Source organism: Sphingomonas yabuuchiae (assembly GCF_014199595.1).
Taxonomy (GTDB): Bacteria; Pseudomonadota; Alphaproteobacteria; order Sphingomonadales; family Sphingomonadaceae; genus Sphingomonas; species Sphingomonas yabuuchiae.
The window spans coordinates 1-12194 of the sequence record NZ_JACHNX010000038.1 but is presented as its reverse complement, the minus strand read 5'-3'; the positions used below and the strand labels follow the sequence as shown (position 1 = coordinate 12194).

Genomic DNA, 12194 nt, shown 5'->3' with positions numbered 1-12194 from the left:
TCAATCAGGCGGATCAGCGCGTAGGGCGACTTGATCCCCAGCTTCTCGGCGCGGACGCGGAAGGACTCGAACAGGTCGCCCCGCTCGTCGATCTTCGCGGCCAACGACCGATACAGCTGTGGGTCCGTGGTCGCCTCGATGATCATCGGCCCAAGCTGACGATAGCGACCGACCTTCCAGCGCATCTCTTCGACCGTCTGGTCCAGATCGGGGTCGATCTCGGCCAGCGTAACGGGGCCAGGGCGGCGGGCGCCGCTCACAGCACGAACCCCGGCACCGAATAAATGCCCTGATGCCGCGCCAGCACCGTCACGACGCTGCGGCCGTCACAGATCAGGCGGTCACCGGTGGCTAGCTTGACCACCTGGCAGCCGAAGTCGGCGGCGACGCACACCGCGCGGGCGTGGGATCGAATCTCCGCGTCGGCCGTCTCGTAATCGGCGCGCGGGTTGATCCGCTGCATCCACCGATTGACCGCGTGGCGCGTGACGCTGTTGTGGTGCTCGGTCATCGCGCGCCCCACGGATCGGCCAGATTGGCGCGGTGAGGAGACTTGCGGAAAAGGCGCTGGGCTATCGCCATCAGGTCGACCTTGTTCTTCGCCTCGAAAGTCTTCTCGCCCCGATGGCTCTCACGGTGACACGCTGCGCACAGCGGCACGGTGAATGCGTCGCTCGGTTTGATGCTGACGCCTGAATTTGCGGCGCGCCGGACGTGGGCGGCTTCGATCTTATTGCCCTCATCGCCGCGCGTGCCGCAGACGGTGCACACATGGCCACGGACCCACTGGAGGTGCTGGCGGCATCGCAACCCGGCGTCCGCCTTCGCGGATTTCGCCGGTTTGCGCTGTGGAAGAGACGACCGCAGCATCAGCCGCGCGCCATCAGGTGCAGCATGTCGACCTGCTTCGCGACCGACAGTGCCTGGTACCGTGCCCGCAGCGCCGACAGCGTCAGCTGCCGACGGTCATCGTTCCTATGCTGGGGAATGCCCGCGATGCAGGACATAGCGATCTCCTCGACCGCTTCGCTCGCATCAGGCGGCGATCAGCGGTGAGGGCATAACACCATATTGGTGCCGACCTGTCAACACCGTATTGGTGTTATTCTTCTGGCGGCACCCAATCGGGCTCGAAGCCATAATCCGAATCGACGGCGTCCCAGTCCGGCGGCGGCGCGGCAGCGGCGATTGGCGGCAACACCGGCTGCTCTCCGTTGAACGCGACGCGCACCCAACCGACCTTCGCCTCAAGCGCTTGAAATATTGCGATGGTGGTGTGGCCCTGGCGCCAATAGGTGCCGATCAGCACGGCGCGCTCAGAAGGCAGGTAGCCGAGCTGGATGCCACGACAGGAATATACGGCAATCGCGTGCTCGTCGTATTTGTTATCGGGCTCGGGCCGCAGGTCTACCGACTCCCCTTCCCGGCATATCGCCAATTCGAACCGGCGATCAGGCCCTCGCTTATTGGGGTGGTCGATTCCGACGATTGCAATGCTAACGCTTCGGGGCACCTGGAGAACCTGATGCGGGCGGCGCAATGGGCTGCGCTTGTATTATTATTGGCTGGGGAGCGGCCGCCGGGGCGTCGGGCTTGATCCAACCCAATCCGCCGATAATTCCGCCAACGATTAGCGCGATGGCACCCACCGCTGTAGCAACCCATTGCCATCGAAAAGTCGTCAGGTCGCCCTTAGTCGGCAGTTCAGCAGTTCGCTGTAATAGCGTGTCAAGCTTGCCCTCGATCGAATCGAGGTCCTTCTTGACGTACTCCATATGAGTTTCGAGGCGAGTGACTCGTTCCATAAGCCCGACCGATGTGCCATCGCCCCCGCCACCTTTCAAGGCGAAGGATGCCCGTTTGATTTCAACGCCTCGCGCAGCCGCTTCGTCGTCAAATGAGACGGTGTTACTATTAAAAATTTCCCGTTCATTCTCCAAGGCCCACCATGCCTTTCACGACGTCAGCGGCCCCAGCAGACACCATCATTCGCATGAATTGCGCAGTATTAAACGCATCACCCGCAAATATAAAATTGCTCTCTTGAAATGTCACATTGTTTAGTATTGGCAGCGGCCCGCCCTTATAAACCAATCTACAGCCTAAGTATATTGTATCGAATAAAGCCGCGCCATCAAGCTCAACTATTTCCCCCTGCACCACCTTCTGCGCGGGCTTAGAACCTCTAGCTTCCATCACAAATCCCTCGCGAAGCGTATAACCCGCCCCCAGATGACGACGTCATTGGCATCGACCTCATATGGATCGATCGTCTTGTTATCTGATATGACGAGAACCTTAGTACCGCCGGCTATTGGGCGCAGGCGCTTGATCGCGGCACCGCCGTTGATCGAGGCCGCATAGATCCGGTCGGCGTGCAGCAACTGGTTCTGCGTCGTGTCGATCCAAACCAAGTCGTTCGGCAATAGCGTGGGGAGCATGCTGTCCCCTGCCCCAGCGGCCAGCCGCAGGCGGTGGGGCGGCGTGCGGGTGAATGATCGGAGATAGCCCAGGTCGAACGCGATTGGCTCTTCCTCGACATAGTCGTCAACGGTCGCGCCCGGCCCCATCGGCAGCGACAGATCGAGACGTGTGATTTCTACGACCTCGCCCCCGTCGACTGATTTGGCCACAGGCTGCTCAGGAACGACCAGCGATACACCTTCGGATATGATGTCGGCCGGTGTGACGCTGAAGGCATGCGCCGCCTTGTCGATCCACTCCTGGCTGAGCTTGCGCTGCCCTTTCTCGAGGCGTTCGACCTGCTGAGGGCTGGTGCCCATGCGCTTTGCAAGCTCTGGGCGCGCCCACCCCCTCGCCTCTCGAAGCTTCTCAATGTTGTTCACGCTTGCCACGCCGCGTTGTGCACCAATCTGGTGCGGTGCAGCCATCCTCCATTTTGGTGTTGACAAACAGTGACGCATAGCACCATATTGGTGTTGCAAGGAGTTCACTGGATGACGCTGAAGGAATGGCTCGACCGGGAAGCGATGAGCGTTCCCCAGTTCGCGACGCGAATTGGGCGCAGCGCTGAGGCTGTTCGGCGGTATGTCAGCGGCGAGCGCATCCCCGATAAGGACACGATGCCGCTGATCGCCGAAGCGACCCAGCGCAAGGTGACGCCCAATGACTTTTTCGATCTGACTCCGATCAAGCGGCGGCGGTCGATGCCTTCGCAGGTAGCAGCATAATGGCCTGCCACCCCGAACAGCCGTTCACGGCGGCGCAGGAAGCGCGGCTGCGTGAAATCGCCCGCGAGGAAATCGACGCTGCCGCCGTTCGCAAACGGCTGGAGCAACCTGTCCTTCAGATGGTGATTGAGGACGGTTGCTTCATAGGTTTCCGAACCGCTTCGAAAGCTCTGCCTGAATCGCAATCTTCGGGCCCATCGGAGCTTGGTGGATGCTGATGCGGTTGAGCATTTCCTTGTGGACGCGCTGCACCGCTTCCTCGCCGATGACGCTGCGCAGTTCATTGCAGAGCGCCGCGACCCCGGCCATTGCAGCCATCGCTGGCGCCGCCGCGAGTGCGACGATGTCGCTGACGTCTTTAGCGTCCTGTTGGTCCATTCTTTCGTCCTTTCGTGCGTGTGTAGGATCTCGCACGATAGCCGAAGGCCGGAGCGCGTCCAGTGCTCCGGCTGGAGGGCGCTGATATGACCTGCGCTGCTTGCCAGTCCGCGACCTGCTTCCATTCCGATCCGGTCTATGCCGGTATCCACCCTCTCCCTGCGGCTGCCGCCTCCGTACTCCCATGCTCTGGCGGCAGCACCTTCACTGGCGGCGGCGTACTCCCGGCCGCCGCCGGTGACATTGTCGACCAGTGCGCGAGCGATTGCGATGCGGACGGCGCGCGGTGCGGTGGAGAGGTGATCACTGTTCATACCGATCGAGGTGCCCGATGACCGTCCCAACTGTCGTTGCGAAAGCGGAACCGATCTCGAAACCCCGGTTGCATGCGAAGATCATGCGCGGCTGGGCTCGGGCGATTGACCGCATGGGAAAGGGCGCCTTTCTCGACGCGATCGAGTGCAGCACCCAGGCACTGGACAAGCAGCTGGCAGGATCGATGCCGTCGCTCGAAACGCTGGACCGCGCGCTCACTGCTGAACCGACAGTCCTCGACGACTGGCTGGCGGCGCGCGGCAAGCGCCTCGTCGATCAGGACGCGACCTGCGACGTCGACGACATGGGCCTGCTGATGGCCCGCGTGCTGGTGATGATCCAGGAGGCCGAGCACCCCGAGGGGCCTGGCGGCCGGACGATCGTCCCGCAGGAGTATCTCAACGGCGAGAAGATCATGCGCGAACTTCACGCGGTGACGGGTCGCTGGATCGAGAAGTGTTCGGATCTTCGACGGCCCCGTGAGGTGGCCTGACACAGGGAATTGAACGCCGCTGAACGCGGCTTGGAGTGACGTCAATGACGATTGCCAATGACGACGCGGGAGCGGCTGGCGCTGCTTTCGCGACCGAAGAATTGCGTCTTGCGATGGTGCAGCCTGCGGCGGCGGTGATCGTCTCCGGCGGGCGGACCTATCGTTTCCTGCCGATCAGCGATCCGGGCCGGGCTGTGCTACCGCTGTTCGAGGTCGCGGCATAATGGCCGACCATATCGACATGGCGAATGACCTCGCCGAAGCAGAGACGGCGCGTCACATCGCTGCCGCCCGCCAGCCGATCCCGGTCGGCGTCGCTGGCCAATGCGAGCAGTGCGGTGACGAGTTTCCCCGGCTGGTGCGCGATCATGGCGGCCTGCGCTGCGGCTTCTGCCGTGACGGTCGGCGGAAGCCGCGCTGATGGGACGCGGATGCAGCGATAGCTCCTGGGCGCTGATGCAGGCGCTCGTGCAGGAGCACACGCCAGGGACCGTGCTGGCCCTGATGCAGCGGAGCGTGTCGGGCGACGTGCCCAGCTTCAATGCGATCAAGCAGGCGCGCACGGACTTCCTACAGTCGCAACCGCAGCGTGCCCGCCGCCGCGAGCCTCAGGCCACGATGCCGGTGCCGGTGCGCAAGCCGCCCCGTCCGCCCCTGTCCTTCGACGAAAAGCTGGCCCGCGTCGCCGCTGGCGCCCGCCTCGTCACCGTTCACCCGCTGCGCAAGCCGGCCCCAGCCTTCACGCTGGGCGGCGTCGGCAGCTCCACCCTTTGACCTGAGGAGAAGCCAATGATCATCGACCCTGAGAATCCGCCTCGCGCGGCCGACGGCAACCGCATGCCGCCCGCCGCGAATAGCTTCGGCGACTTCGTCCGCTTCCTGGAGGACGGCCAGCTGGACGCGGAGCTGTCCGAGGTGCTGCGCAAGATGTCCAGCGACATGGCCCACACCGCAATCGAGAGCGGCGGCAAGGCCAAGGGCAAGCTGACGATCTCCCTCGACTTCGCGCTCGACGGCCGGGTCTTCACCATCAAGGCGAAGCACAAGGTCGATGTTCCCGAGGCCAAGCGCCCCCAGAGCGTCATGTGGTCGACCGAGGACGGCCGCTTCACCCCCAGCAACCCGCAACAGGGTCAGCTTTTCGGCGTGCGCGAAGTGCGCGGGCCCGGCTTCCGCGACGCCGTCTGATCGCGATCACCTGAAAGGACATGACCATGGAAAGCATCAACGGAGACGGCGTGATCGCCCAGGCGCGCGATCTCGTCGAGGATTACGTGAAGGCCGAGATCATCAGCGTGGCGGAGCCGAGCACCGGCATCACGCTGGCGGCGGTTCGGCACGGCAACGACATCCGTGTCTTGCCGCCCTCGACCTTCGACCCGTACCGCCCCCAGCCGCTATTCCGAACCGGCTCGGCGGTTATGCTGTCGCTGGACAGCCTGATCGAGCATGCGAACCGGTTCAAGGATGACGACAGCGTCGTCTTCGCCGACGACAGCCGCACGAACCCCAGCATCATCGTCGTGCTCGACTATCACCGCGCTGGCGCCGCTGCCGATCCACGCTTCGGCAAGCATCGGTCGACTTTCACCTTCCCGCTCAGCGACGAGTGGAAGGCATGGGTAGCGAAGAACGCCGAGCCCATGGGCATGGTCGACTTTGCCGCGTTCCTCGAAGAGCGGATCATCGATGTCCTCTATGTCGAGGGCGAGGACGACGTGTCCGATGATCTGGGGCGCCTGATCGACACCCTCGGCGGCCGTGACACGATCGCCACGCCGAACAAGCTGATGGAACTGGCGCGCGGGCTCCAGATCAACGAGGCGGCGGTCGTCCAAGAGGCGGTCAACCTCGCGTCGGGCGAGGGCATCGTCCGCTTTCAGTCCACTCATACCGACGAACACGGCGCGCCGATCAAGGTGCCCGGACTGTTCCTGATCGGGATCCCGGTCTTCCGCAACGGCCCGCTGTATCGCGTCGCGGCGCGTCTCCGGTACCGCAAGTCCGGCGGCAAGATCGTGTTCTGGTACGAACTGTGGCGCACCGACCGCACCTTCGACCACGCCTTCAAGGAATCGGTGGAGCGCGTGAAGGCTGACACCAGCCTGCCCGTCCTCATCGGTAAGCCGGAGGCCTGATCCCATGTGGTCGCTGCTCTCTCGTCGCCGCCAGGCCCCCGTTGACCGCCTCGCCCCGCTGCGCGCCGACCTCGACGCGGCGCTGGCGGAACGTCGGATGCAGCGGCCCACCTCCCCTCGCTTGGAGACGCGTCGGTTCGAACTGGCGCGTCCCAAGGTCGAAGAACTGCGGCGCTCGCTCGCCGATCAGCAGGTGAGTTTCTGATGGACGACCATGCGCAGCATTCGCGCGGGCCGAGTGCGCGGCGGCTGGCATTGCAGCGGGCCTGCCCGACCTGCGGCGCCCTACCCCGTCATTCGTGCATCGGATCGCGCGGCAAAGCGCGCGTATCCGTCCACGCCGACCGCTTGGCCCAAGCGCGGGGGCAGCGACCCGCGTGACGATCCTGACCGGCTTTGATCTGTGCCGTGCCGCCGTCGCGGTCGAGGCCATCAGCGCGCCCGAGCAGAGCGTGCTGATGGTGCTCGCCATCATGGCCGACAAGCAGGCGCAGTGCTGGCCCAGCATTGCGGGCTTGGTGAGCCGTACGAAACTGTCGGAACGGTCTGTGCAGAATGCGGTGAAGGCGCTGGCCGAAGCTGGGCACCTCACGCGGAAGGAGCGCCCAGGCCACGGCGTCGTCTACACGGTACACCCCCGCACGGTATGCGCCCCCGCACAAGATGCACCCCCGCAGGAGATGCGCCCCGCAGGAGATGCGGCGACCCCCGCAGGAGGTGCACCCAAACAGCCAAGAACCACCAAACCTACGAAGGCTTCGCCTTCTTCGGTACCGCGAGCGGCGCGCGCCACGAAAGTCCCGGCGGACTTCTGGCCAGCGCCCGCCGCCACCTCCCTCACCGCCAAGGCCATGGCCGACTGGCCGCCTGGCGAGATCGAGGAGCAGGTCGAGCACTTCATCGACCTGCACACGACGAAGGGGACGACCAGCCTCGACTGGCAAGCCTCCTGGAGAACCTGGGTCAAGAACTGGAAACGCTTCAATGGCAACCGACCTCGCAACCACCGCAATCCCGACGAGCTCCAAAATCCTATGGTGCGGGCTCTCCGAAACGCCGAAGCTCGAGAAGCTCGTCAAGGAAGCGCCGTCGTTCAGCCACGTCTGCTCTCCTGACGAGCGGGCCGCGCTGGTCGCGCTGGTGCCGCAGTACGAGGCGTCGCTGGCGCCAGCGTCCCGGCAGGGCTGCCGCCGCGCAATCGCCAAGCTGGCCATGGCCTATCCGTCGGCGAAGGTCAGCGACATCGAGGCTGAAGCCCGGCTGGAGATTTACGCCGATGCGCTCGACGACGTGCCCGGTGATGTGCTTGCCGCCGCCTGCGCCGCCGCGCTGCGCGAAAGCCGGTTCTTCCCGACCCCGGCCGAGATACGCGAGCGGTGCGGCATGCTGGCCCGGCGCAAGTGGGAGCTGTCGAAGATCCGCGCGCTGGTCGCGACGCATGACCGCATGTGGCGCCCCGATCCGGCACCGCTGAGCGCCGAGGAGGCGGCCGAGGTGTCGAAGATCGCGGCGCGGTTCAAGACTGACGACCAGGCGGCGGAGGCCAAGGCAGCATGAGCGAGTGGTGGGTGAAGCCGACGCGGATCGAGCTACGCCTGATTTGGGTCGTCATCGGGTTTCTCATCGGCAGGTTTTTATGACCGCAAAGGGGTGAGCGATCCACGGTGTTTATGGTATGTTCTCAACAGATTGGCAGGGCGGATTTTATGGGGCGCAGTAAGGGCAAATTGAGCAAGGGGCAGCCTCGGGGCAGCCGGTCGGCGTCGGGACGCAAGCGTGATCGTACGCGCGCATCACTGATGCCGTGCGAGGGCATTCAGCGCCGCCGCGCTCTGTATGGCCTCCCAGCGAATGACGTGGGCGAGGTGGACGCCAAGGCCCGCCAGGATCGTGGTCGCAAGGCGGAGACGGACACCTGCGACGCCATCGGCCGGGCCTATTGCGCCGGTCTGCTCGGCACTGGTCGGGAGGCCGAGGACCGGCTGAATGCCGCCCGCCGCATCGCCGCCGCATACTGGGCGGCCTATGGGTTCGGCACGCCCGACAGCCTCGCCCGCTTCCAGCCCCAGCAGGGCAAGCCGCCGTCGGACCCTGAGCGTGATGCCCTGCGCGAAGCGTCGCTGACCCGTTCGCTCGAGCTCATCAATGCGCAGGGTCGTCATATCAGGAACGCCTTTGACCAATTGGTCATTGATCCCAACCCGGACAGCGGCCCGGCCTGGTTGGATGCGATCGTCATTGCCCACCGCGACAAGGCGCAGGCCACGACCAGCCAATACCAGCAGATGGAGCGGGCGCTCGACGGTCTTGATTTGATCGCTTGACGTTCCGGTTTATTTCTGGCAGGTGGTCATGGTGCACGTTGTGCGTTCGGAGTGATCGAGAGCCGCACCCCTTGGGGTAGCGGCTCTTCTCATATGCGGGGTAGTCATGGGGAAGCTGAAGGCTCTGCCCTCTGCCCTATCTCGATTGCAGCCTGGATTGGGCTCGCTAACCGCGCCTGTCCGATCGACCAACGCCGAACGATCCACCTATTCGCCTTGGCGCAAGCTCTACAACACCGCCCGCTGGCGCTCGCTCCGCATGAAGATCTTCATGCGTGACGGGTTCACCTGCCAGTGGCCGGGCTGCGGGCATGTCGAGGGCAACACCTCGCTCCTGGTCGCCGATCACCGTCAGCCCCACCGAGGCGACGAGGCCCTGTTCTGGGACGAGGGCAACCTCTGGACCCTCTGCAAGCCGCACCATGACGGGGCGAAGCAGAAGGCGGAGCGGGCCGGTCGCGGGGGCTGACCCCACCCCCCGGTCAAAAGTCTGGCGGGCCGCGTGGCCGCAGACCCGTGGTTCTCTCACGCGCAGAAAAAATCCTGGTGGGTGATCCGGGGTGCGAACTTGGGCCGGAGGTAGCCGCCGATGGCAAGCCGAAAATCAACTATCGACTGGCCGCGCATCGAGCTCGAATACTTGGCCAACGAAGATTCGATCCGCGAGATTGCTGACCGGCACGAGATTTCCGATACCGCTATTCGTAAGCGGGCGAAGACCGAAGGATGGGTTCGGGCAGTTCGCAGTGCGAACCGCCGCGAACCGGACCGGTCGCCGCCCCCTCCCCCGGCCATCGACCCTGAGAAGCGCCGCGAGCCGGGCGAAATTGCGGACGACGGTCGCGGCATCGTTGGGCGGATGCTCGACGAGCTGGACACCATCACCAGTCGCCGAGGCGAGCTGGAGGATATGATTGTTGACGCGACCGACGGGGACGAAGACGACGCCCGCCGGGACGCGATGATGAAGGCGGTCAGCCTGCCGGTCCGCGCAAAGACGATGCAGACCTTGGCGCTGGCGCTGAAGACCTTGAACGAGGCCTCGGCGCCCCAAGGGAAGAAGGCCGCGCAGCAGGAGAAGGCGAACGCCATCGGTGGGGGGAGCCGATTCGCTGGTCTCGGCCCACCTAAGCTGAAGGCGGTCACCTGAGGTGGTAACGTGGTCGACGGCGTGCCCAGATTGGAAGCGCCGGATCCAGGAGCGTCGCTCGCTGATCCCGTTCTCGCCGCTCTTCCCCGCCTCGGCAGAGGCGAAGATGGCGGTCTTCACGTCGCTGCAGATCGTCGACCTGCCGGGCCGTCCGACCATCGGCGAATCGGCCGACGAGTGGCTGCTCGACTTTGCCGCTGCAATCTTTGGGGCGTATGACCCGGACACCGGGCAGCAAATGATCCGCGAGGGTCTACTTCTGGTGTCGAAGAAGAACACCAAATCGACCATCGCCGCGGGCATCATGCTGACGGAGTTGATCTGCGGCTGGCGCGAGAGCGATGAAAACCTGATCTTGGCACCCACGATCGAGGTCGCGGGCAACAGCTTCAAGCCCGCCTGCGACATGATCCGGGCCGACGAGGAATTGGACGCGCTTCTCCATATCCAGGAGCATGTGCGGCTGATCACCAACCGCCGCACGAAGGCGACCCTGAAGGTGGTCGCTGCCGATGCTGCGACGGTATCGGGCAAGAAGGCTAGCCGGGTTTTAGTCGACGAGCTTTGGCTTTTCGGAAAAAAGGCGAGCGCGGATGCGATGTTCCGCGAAGCGACAGGCGGTCAGGTCTCTCGGCCGGAGGGGTACACCCTCTATCTGACAACGCAGTCTGATGAACCGCCTGCTGGCGTCTTCAAGGAGAAGTTGGCCTACGCCCGTGACGTGCGGGATGGCTTGGTCGACGATCCCGAGTTCCTGCCGGTGCTCTACGAGTTCCCGGAAGAGATGATGGCGAAGGACGAGCACCTCGACCCCGCCAACTTCTACATCACCAACCCCAATCTAGGCCGGTCGGTCAGCCAGAAATGGCTGGAGAGCGAGTTTCGGAAGGTCGCCAATGCCGAGGACGGCACGAAGCAGGTCTTCTACGCCAAGCATCTGAACGTCGAGATCGGCGTCGGTCTGCGGCACGATGCTTGGATCGGCGGCATCTACTGGTCCGGCGCCCATGCCGATCCCGCCCTTTGGGACGGGTCACTCGAGCAGATGCTCGACATCTCGGAGGTGGCGGTCGCAGGTGGTGACGGCGGCGGTCTCGATGACCTTCTCGGCCTTGCCCTGATCGGGCGTCACCGGGAGACCAAGCAGTGGCTCCTATGGTGCCGCGCCTGGGCGCAGCAGGATGTTTTCGACCGGCGGAAGGATATTGCATCTCGGCTGAACGACTTCTCGGCTCAGGGATCGCTGATCAAATGTCGCGAGCCGACACAGGATCTGGTCGAGGTAGCCGACCTTTTGGAGCAGGTGAAGAAGGCGGGGCTATTCCCTGAGCAAGCGGCGATCGGACTCGATCCCCAAGGGGTCACAGCGCTGGTCGACGAGTTGGCCGGGCGAGGGTTCACCGCTGATCAGATGCTGGCGGTCAGCCAAGGCTTCCGCCTTTCGGCGGCAGTCTGGGGCATGGAGCGCAAGCTGAAGGACGGCACGCTGGTTCATGGCGGCCAAGAGCTGATGTCCTGGTGCGTCGGCAACGCCAAAGCCGAGCAGCGCGGTAACGCGGTGCTCATCACGAAGCAGGTAGCGGGCAAGGCGAAGATCGATCCGCTCATCGCGGCTTTCAACGCGGTGATGCTGATGACCCGCAACCCTGAAGCCAAAGGCCGATCGGTCTACCAGACGCGCGGCATTCGCCGAATTTAAGGAGGGTGCATGGCGTTATCACCCGACGATTACCGGCGCGCCTCGGGCTTTCGTCGGTCGATGGCACCGCGTGCCTCTGCCGGGCCCGCGCTGTCGGGCCCGATCGTGGCATACGATACCCATAGCCTGAGCGACCCCGCCCTGCTGGAGATGATGCGGGGCGATGGCGGTCGCGTCGGTGTGACAGGTATTGCGGTAAACGAGCGGCTGGCACTGCGGAACAGCACGTTCTTCCGAGCGACCGCGCTCCAGTGCGGGTCAATGGGCATGCTGCCGATCCACCTGCGGCGGCGTGACGGCCGGAACAGCGAGAAGGCCACCGACCACCCGCTGTTCAATGTCCTGCACCGCAAGCCCAACGACTTCCAGACGGCCAGCCGGTTCAAGAGTTACATGCAGCTGTGCGCTCTGTTCGACGGCAACGCCTATGCGCTGAAGATCAAGTCGCGTGGCGCGATCCGCCAGTTGGTGCCTCTGCCGCGCCGTCGGGTGAAGCCGCGGCTGAC

At 64.3% G+C, this 12194-nt stretch carries 24 protein-coding genes; 15 read left to right on the top strand and 9 right to left on the bottom strand.

What is annotated here, in order from left to right:
- From GGQ89_RS19325 to GGQ89_RS19290, 8 genes are all read right to left on the bottom strand, one after another.
- The coding region (locus GGQ89_RS19325; protein WP_184107077.1) for a hypothetical protein at nt 1–260 on the bottom strand (260 nt) is incomplete at its 3' end.
- Nucleotides 257–511 (bottom strand): hypothetical protein, encoded by a 255-nt coding sequence (locus GGQ89_RS19320; protein WP_184107075.1) that lies wholly within the window; start codon nt 509–511, stop codon nt 257–259. The genes GGQ89_RS19320 and GGQ89_RS19325, both read right to left, overlap by 4 nt.
- The gene (locus GGQ89_RS19315; RefSeq protein WP_184107073.1) at nt 508–870 is read right to left on the bottom strand and encodes a DUF968 domain-containing protein; all 363 of its coding nucleotides are present in this window, start codon (nt 868–870) and stop codon (nt 508–510) included. The genes GGQ89_RS19320 and GGQ89_RS19315 overlap by 4 nt, the downstream gene beginning before the upstream one ends.
- Complete coding sequence (locus GGQ89_RS19310) at nt 870–1007, bottom strand: hypothetical protein (protein ID WP_184107071.1); 138 nt, start codon at nt 1005–1007, stop codon at nt 870–872. The genes GGQ89_RS19315 and GGQ89_RS19310 overlap by 1 nt, the downstream gene beginning before the upstream one ends.
- Nucleotides 1008–1102: 95 nt before the next feature.
- Nucleotides 1103–1438 (bottom strand): HIRAN domain-containing protein, encoded by a 336-nt coding sequence (locus tag GGQ89_RS19305; RefSeq protein WP_221239029.1) that lies wholly within the window; start codon nt 1436–1438, stop codon nt 1103–1105.
- A gap of 58 nt (nt 1439–1496) precedes the next feature.
- The gene (locus GGQ89_RS19300) at nt 1497–1940 is read right to left on the bottom strand and encodes a hypothetical protein (protein WP_184107069.1); all 444 of its coding nucleotides are present in this window, start codon (nt 1938–1940) and stop codon (nt 1497–1499) included.
- A complete protein-coding gene (locus GGQ89_RS19295; RefSeq protein WP_184107067.1) occupies nt 1930–2196 on the bottom strand; it encodes a hypothetical protein in 267 nt (88 codons plus the stop codon). Before GGQ89_RS19295 ends, GGQ89_RS19300 begins: the two co-directional genes overlap by 11 nt.
- Complete coding sequence (locus GGQ89_RS19290; RefSeq protein ID WP_184107065.1) at nt 2196–2891, bottom strand: LexA family transcriptional regulator; 696 nt, start codon at nt 2889–2891, stop codon at nt 2196–2198. Before GGQ89_RS19290 ends, GGQ89_RS19295 begins: the two co-directional genes overlap by 1 nt.
- A gap of 66 nt (nt 2892–2957) precedes the next feature.
- Between GGQ89_RS19290 and GGQ89_RS19285 the strand changes: the two genes are divergently transcribed.
- Nucleotides 2958–3191 carry a helix-turn-helix domain-containing protein gene (locus GGQ89_RS19285; protein ID WP_184107063.1) on the top strand — a complete coding sequence of 78 codons (234 nt, stop codon included), beginning with the start codon at nt 2958–2960 and terminating at the stop codon, nt 3189–3191.
- 141 nt (nt 3192–3332) lie between these two features.
- On the opposite strand, the gene GGQ89_RS19280 is transcribed toward GGQ89_RS19285, so the two are convergent.
- Nucleotides 3333–3569, bottom strand: coding sequence for a hypothetical protein (locus tag GGQ89_RS19280; RefSeq protein WP_184107061.1), 237 nt, complete (start codon nt 3567–3569; stop codon nt 3333–3335).
- 331 nt (nt 3570–3900) lie between these two features.
- Here GGQ89_RS19280 and GGQ89_RS19275 point away from each other — a divergent pair, with 331 nt between their 5' ends.
- The 14 genes from GGQ89_RS19275 to GGQ89_RS19210 form a co-directional block, all read left to right on the top strand.
- Nucleotides 3901–4377, top strand: a complete 477-nt coding sequence (locus tag GGQ89_RS19275) for a hypothetical protein (RefSeq protein ID WP_184107059.1) — start codon at nt 3901–3903, stop codon at nt 4375–4377.
- Between the two features lie 44 nt (nt 4378–4421).
- Entirely contained in the window at nt 4422–4601 is a 180-nt protein-coding gene (locus GGQ89_RS19270; protein WP_184107057.1) for a hypothetical protein, read from the top strand.
- Nucleotides 4601–4798 (top strand): TraR/DksA C4-type zinc finger protein, encoded by a 198-nt coding sequence (locus GGQ89_RS19265; RefSeq protein ID WP_184107056.1) that lies wholly within the window; start codon nt 4601–4603, stop codon nt 4796–4798. The genes GGQ89_RS19270 and GGQ89_RS19265 overlap by 1 nt, the downstream gene beginning before the upstream one ends.
- A gap of 35 nt (nt 4799–4833) precedes the next feature.
- Nucleotides 4834–5151: a hypothetical protein gene (locus tag GGQ89_RS19260; RefSeq protein WP_184107055.1), complete on the top strand. Its 318-nt coding sequence runs from the start codon at nt 4834–4836 to the stop codon at nt 5149–5151.
- Between the two features lie 15 nt (nt 5152–5166).
- Complete coding sequence (locus GGQ89_RS19255; RefSeq protein WP_126053613.1) at nt 5167–5565, top strand: hypothetical protein; 399 nt, start codon at nt 5167–5169, stop codon at nt 5563–5565.
- Between the two features lie 26 nt (nt 5566–5591).
- The gene (locus GGQ89_RS19250; protein WP_240456257.1) at nt 5592–6515 is read left to right on the top strand and encodes a DUF2303 family protein; all 924 of its coding nucleotides are present in this window, start codon (nt 5592–5594) and stop codon (nt 6513–6515) included.
- A 4-nt stretch (nt 6516–6519) separates the two neighbouring features.
- Nucleotides 6520–6720 (top strand): hypothetical protein, encoded by a 201-nt coding sequence (locus GGQ89_RS19245; protein ID WP_184107053.1) that lies wholly within the window; start codon nt 6520–6522, stop codon nt 6718–6720.
- A 172-nt stretch (nt 6721–6892) separates the two neighbouring features.
- The gene (locus GGQ89_RS19240; protein WP_184107052.1) at nt 6893–7630 is read left to right on the top strand and encodes a helix-turn-helix domain-containing protein; all 738 of its coding nucleotides are present in this window, start codon (nt 6893–6895) and stop codon (nt 7628–7630) included.
- Between the two features lie 25 nt (nt 7631–7655).
- On the top strand, nt 7656–8072 hold the full coding sequence (locus GGQ89_RS19235) for a hypothetical protein (protein ID WP_184107051.1): 417 nt from the start codon (nt 7656–7658) through the stop codon (nt 8070–8072).
- A gap of 299 nt (nt 8073–8371) precedes the next feature.
- Entirely contained in the window at nt 8372–8839 is a 468-nt protein-coding gene (locus tag GGQ89_RS19230) for a hypothetical protein (protein ID WP_221239028.1), read from the top strand.
- A 157-nt stretch (nt 8840–8996) separates the two neighbouring features.
- Nucleotides 8997–9308 (top strand): HNH endonuclease, encoded by a 312-nt coding sequence (locus GGQ89_RS19225; protein ID WP_244955822.1) that lies wholly within the window; start codon nt 8997–8999, stop codon nt 9306–9308.
- A gap of 120 nt (nt 9309–9428) precedes the next feature.
- Nucleotides 9429–9989, top strand: coding sequence for a hypothetical protein (locus tag GGQ89_RS20180; protein ID WP_240456247.1), 561 nt, complete (start codon nt 9429–9431; stop codon nt 9987–9989).
- 106 nt (nt 9990–10095) lie between these two features.
- Nucleotides 10096–11688, top strand: coding sequence for a terminase large subunit (locus tag GGQ89_RS19215; RefSeq protein ID WP_244955821.1), 1593 nt, complete (start codon nt 10096–10098; stop codon nt 11686–11688).
- Between the two features lie 9 nt (nt 11689–11697).
- On the top strand, nt 11698–12194 hold a 497-nt coding region (locus GGQ89_RS19210; RefSeq protein WP_184107043.1), incomplete at its 3' end, for a phage portal protein.

What these genes read in the sequence shown, in the direction of transcription:
- GGQ89_RS19260 (WP_184107055.1), top strand. Translation starts at nt 4,834, where the DNA reads ATGCAGGCGCTCGTGCAGGAGCACACGCCAGGGACCGTGCTGGCCCTG.
- GGQ89_RS19285 (WP_184107063.1), top strand. Translation starts at nt 2,958, where the DNA reads ATGACGCTGAAGGAATGGCTCGACCGGGAAGCGATGAGCGTTCCCCAG.
- GGQ89_RS19255 (WP_126053613.1), top strand. Translation starts at nt 5,167, where the DNA reads ATGATCATCGACCCTGAGAATCCGCCTCGCGCGGCCGACGGCAACCGC.
- GGQ89_RS19250 (WP_240456257.1), top strand. Translation starts at nt 5,592, where the DNA reads ATGGAAAGCATCAACGGAGACGGCGTGATCGCCCAGGCGCGCGATCTC.
- GGQ89_RS20180 (WP_240456247.1), top strand. Translation starts at nt 9,429, where the DNA reads ATGGCAAGCCGAAAATCAACTATCGACTGGCCGCGCATCGAGCTCGAA.
- GGQ89_RS19245 (WP_184107053.1), top strand. Translation starts at nt 6,520, where the DNA reads ATGTGGTCGCTGCTCTCTCGTCGCCGCCAGGCCCCCGTTGACCGCCTC.
- GGQ89_RS19215 (WP_244955821.1), top strand. Translation starts at nt 10,096, where the DNA reads ATGGCGGTCTTCACGTCGCTGCAGATCGTCGACCTGCCGGGCCGTCCG.
- GGQ89_RS19315 (WP_184107073.1), bottom strand. Translation starts at nt 870, where the DNA reads ATGCTGCGGTCGTCTCTTCCACAGCGCAAACCGGCGAAATCCGCGAAG.
- GGQ89_RS19310 (WP_184107071.1), bottom strand. Translation starts at nt 1,007, where the DNA reads ATGTCCTGCATCGCGGGCATTCCCCAGCATAGGAACGATGACCGTCGG.
- GGQ89_RS19270 (WP_184107057.1), top strand. Translation starts at nt 4,422, where the DNA reads ATGACGATTGCCAATGACGACGCGGGAGCGGCTGGCGCTGCTTTCGCG.
- GGQ89_RS19290 (WP_184107065.1), bottom strand. Translation starts at nt 2,891, where the DNA reads ATGGCTGCACCGCACCAGATTGGTGCACAACGCGGCGTGGCAAGCGTG.
- GGQ89_RS19295 (WP_184107067.1), bottom strand. Translation starts at nt 2,196, where the DNA reads ATGGAAGCTAGAGGTTCTAAGCCCGCGCAGAAGGTGGTGCAGGGGGAA.
- GGQ89_RS19280 (WP_184107061.1), bottom strand. Translation starts at nt 3,569, where the DNA reads ATGGACCAACAGGACGCTAAAGACGTCAGCGACATCGTCGCACTCGCG.
- GGQ89_RS19265 (WP_184107056.1), top strand. Translation starts at nt 4,601, where the DNA reads ATGGCCGACCATATCGACATGGCGAATGACCTCGCCGAAGCAGAGACG.
- GGQ89_RS19275 (WP_184107059.1), top strand. Translation starts at nt 3,901, where the DNA reads ATGACCGTCCCAACTGTCGTTGCGAAAGCGGAACCGATCTCGAAACCC.
- GGQ89_RS19320 (WP_184107075.1), bottom strand. Translation starts at nt 511, where the DNA reads ATGACCGAGCACCACAACAGCGTCACGCGCCACGCGGTCAATCGGTGG.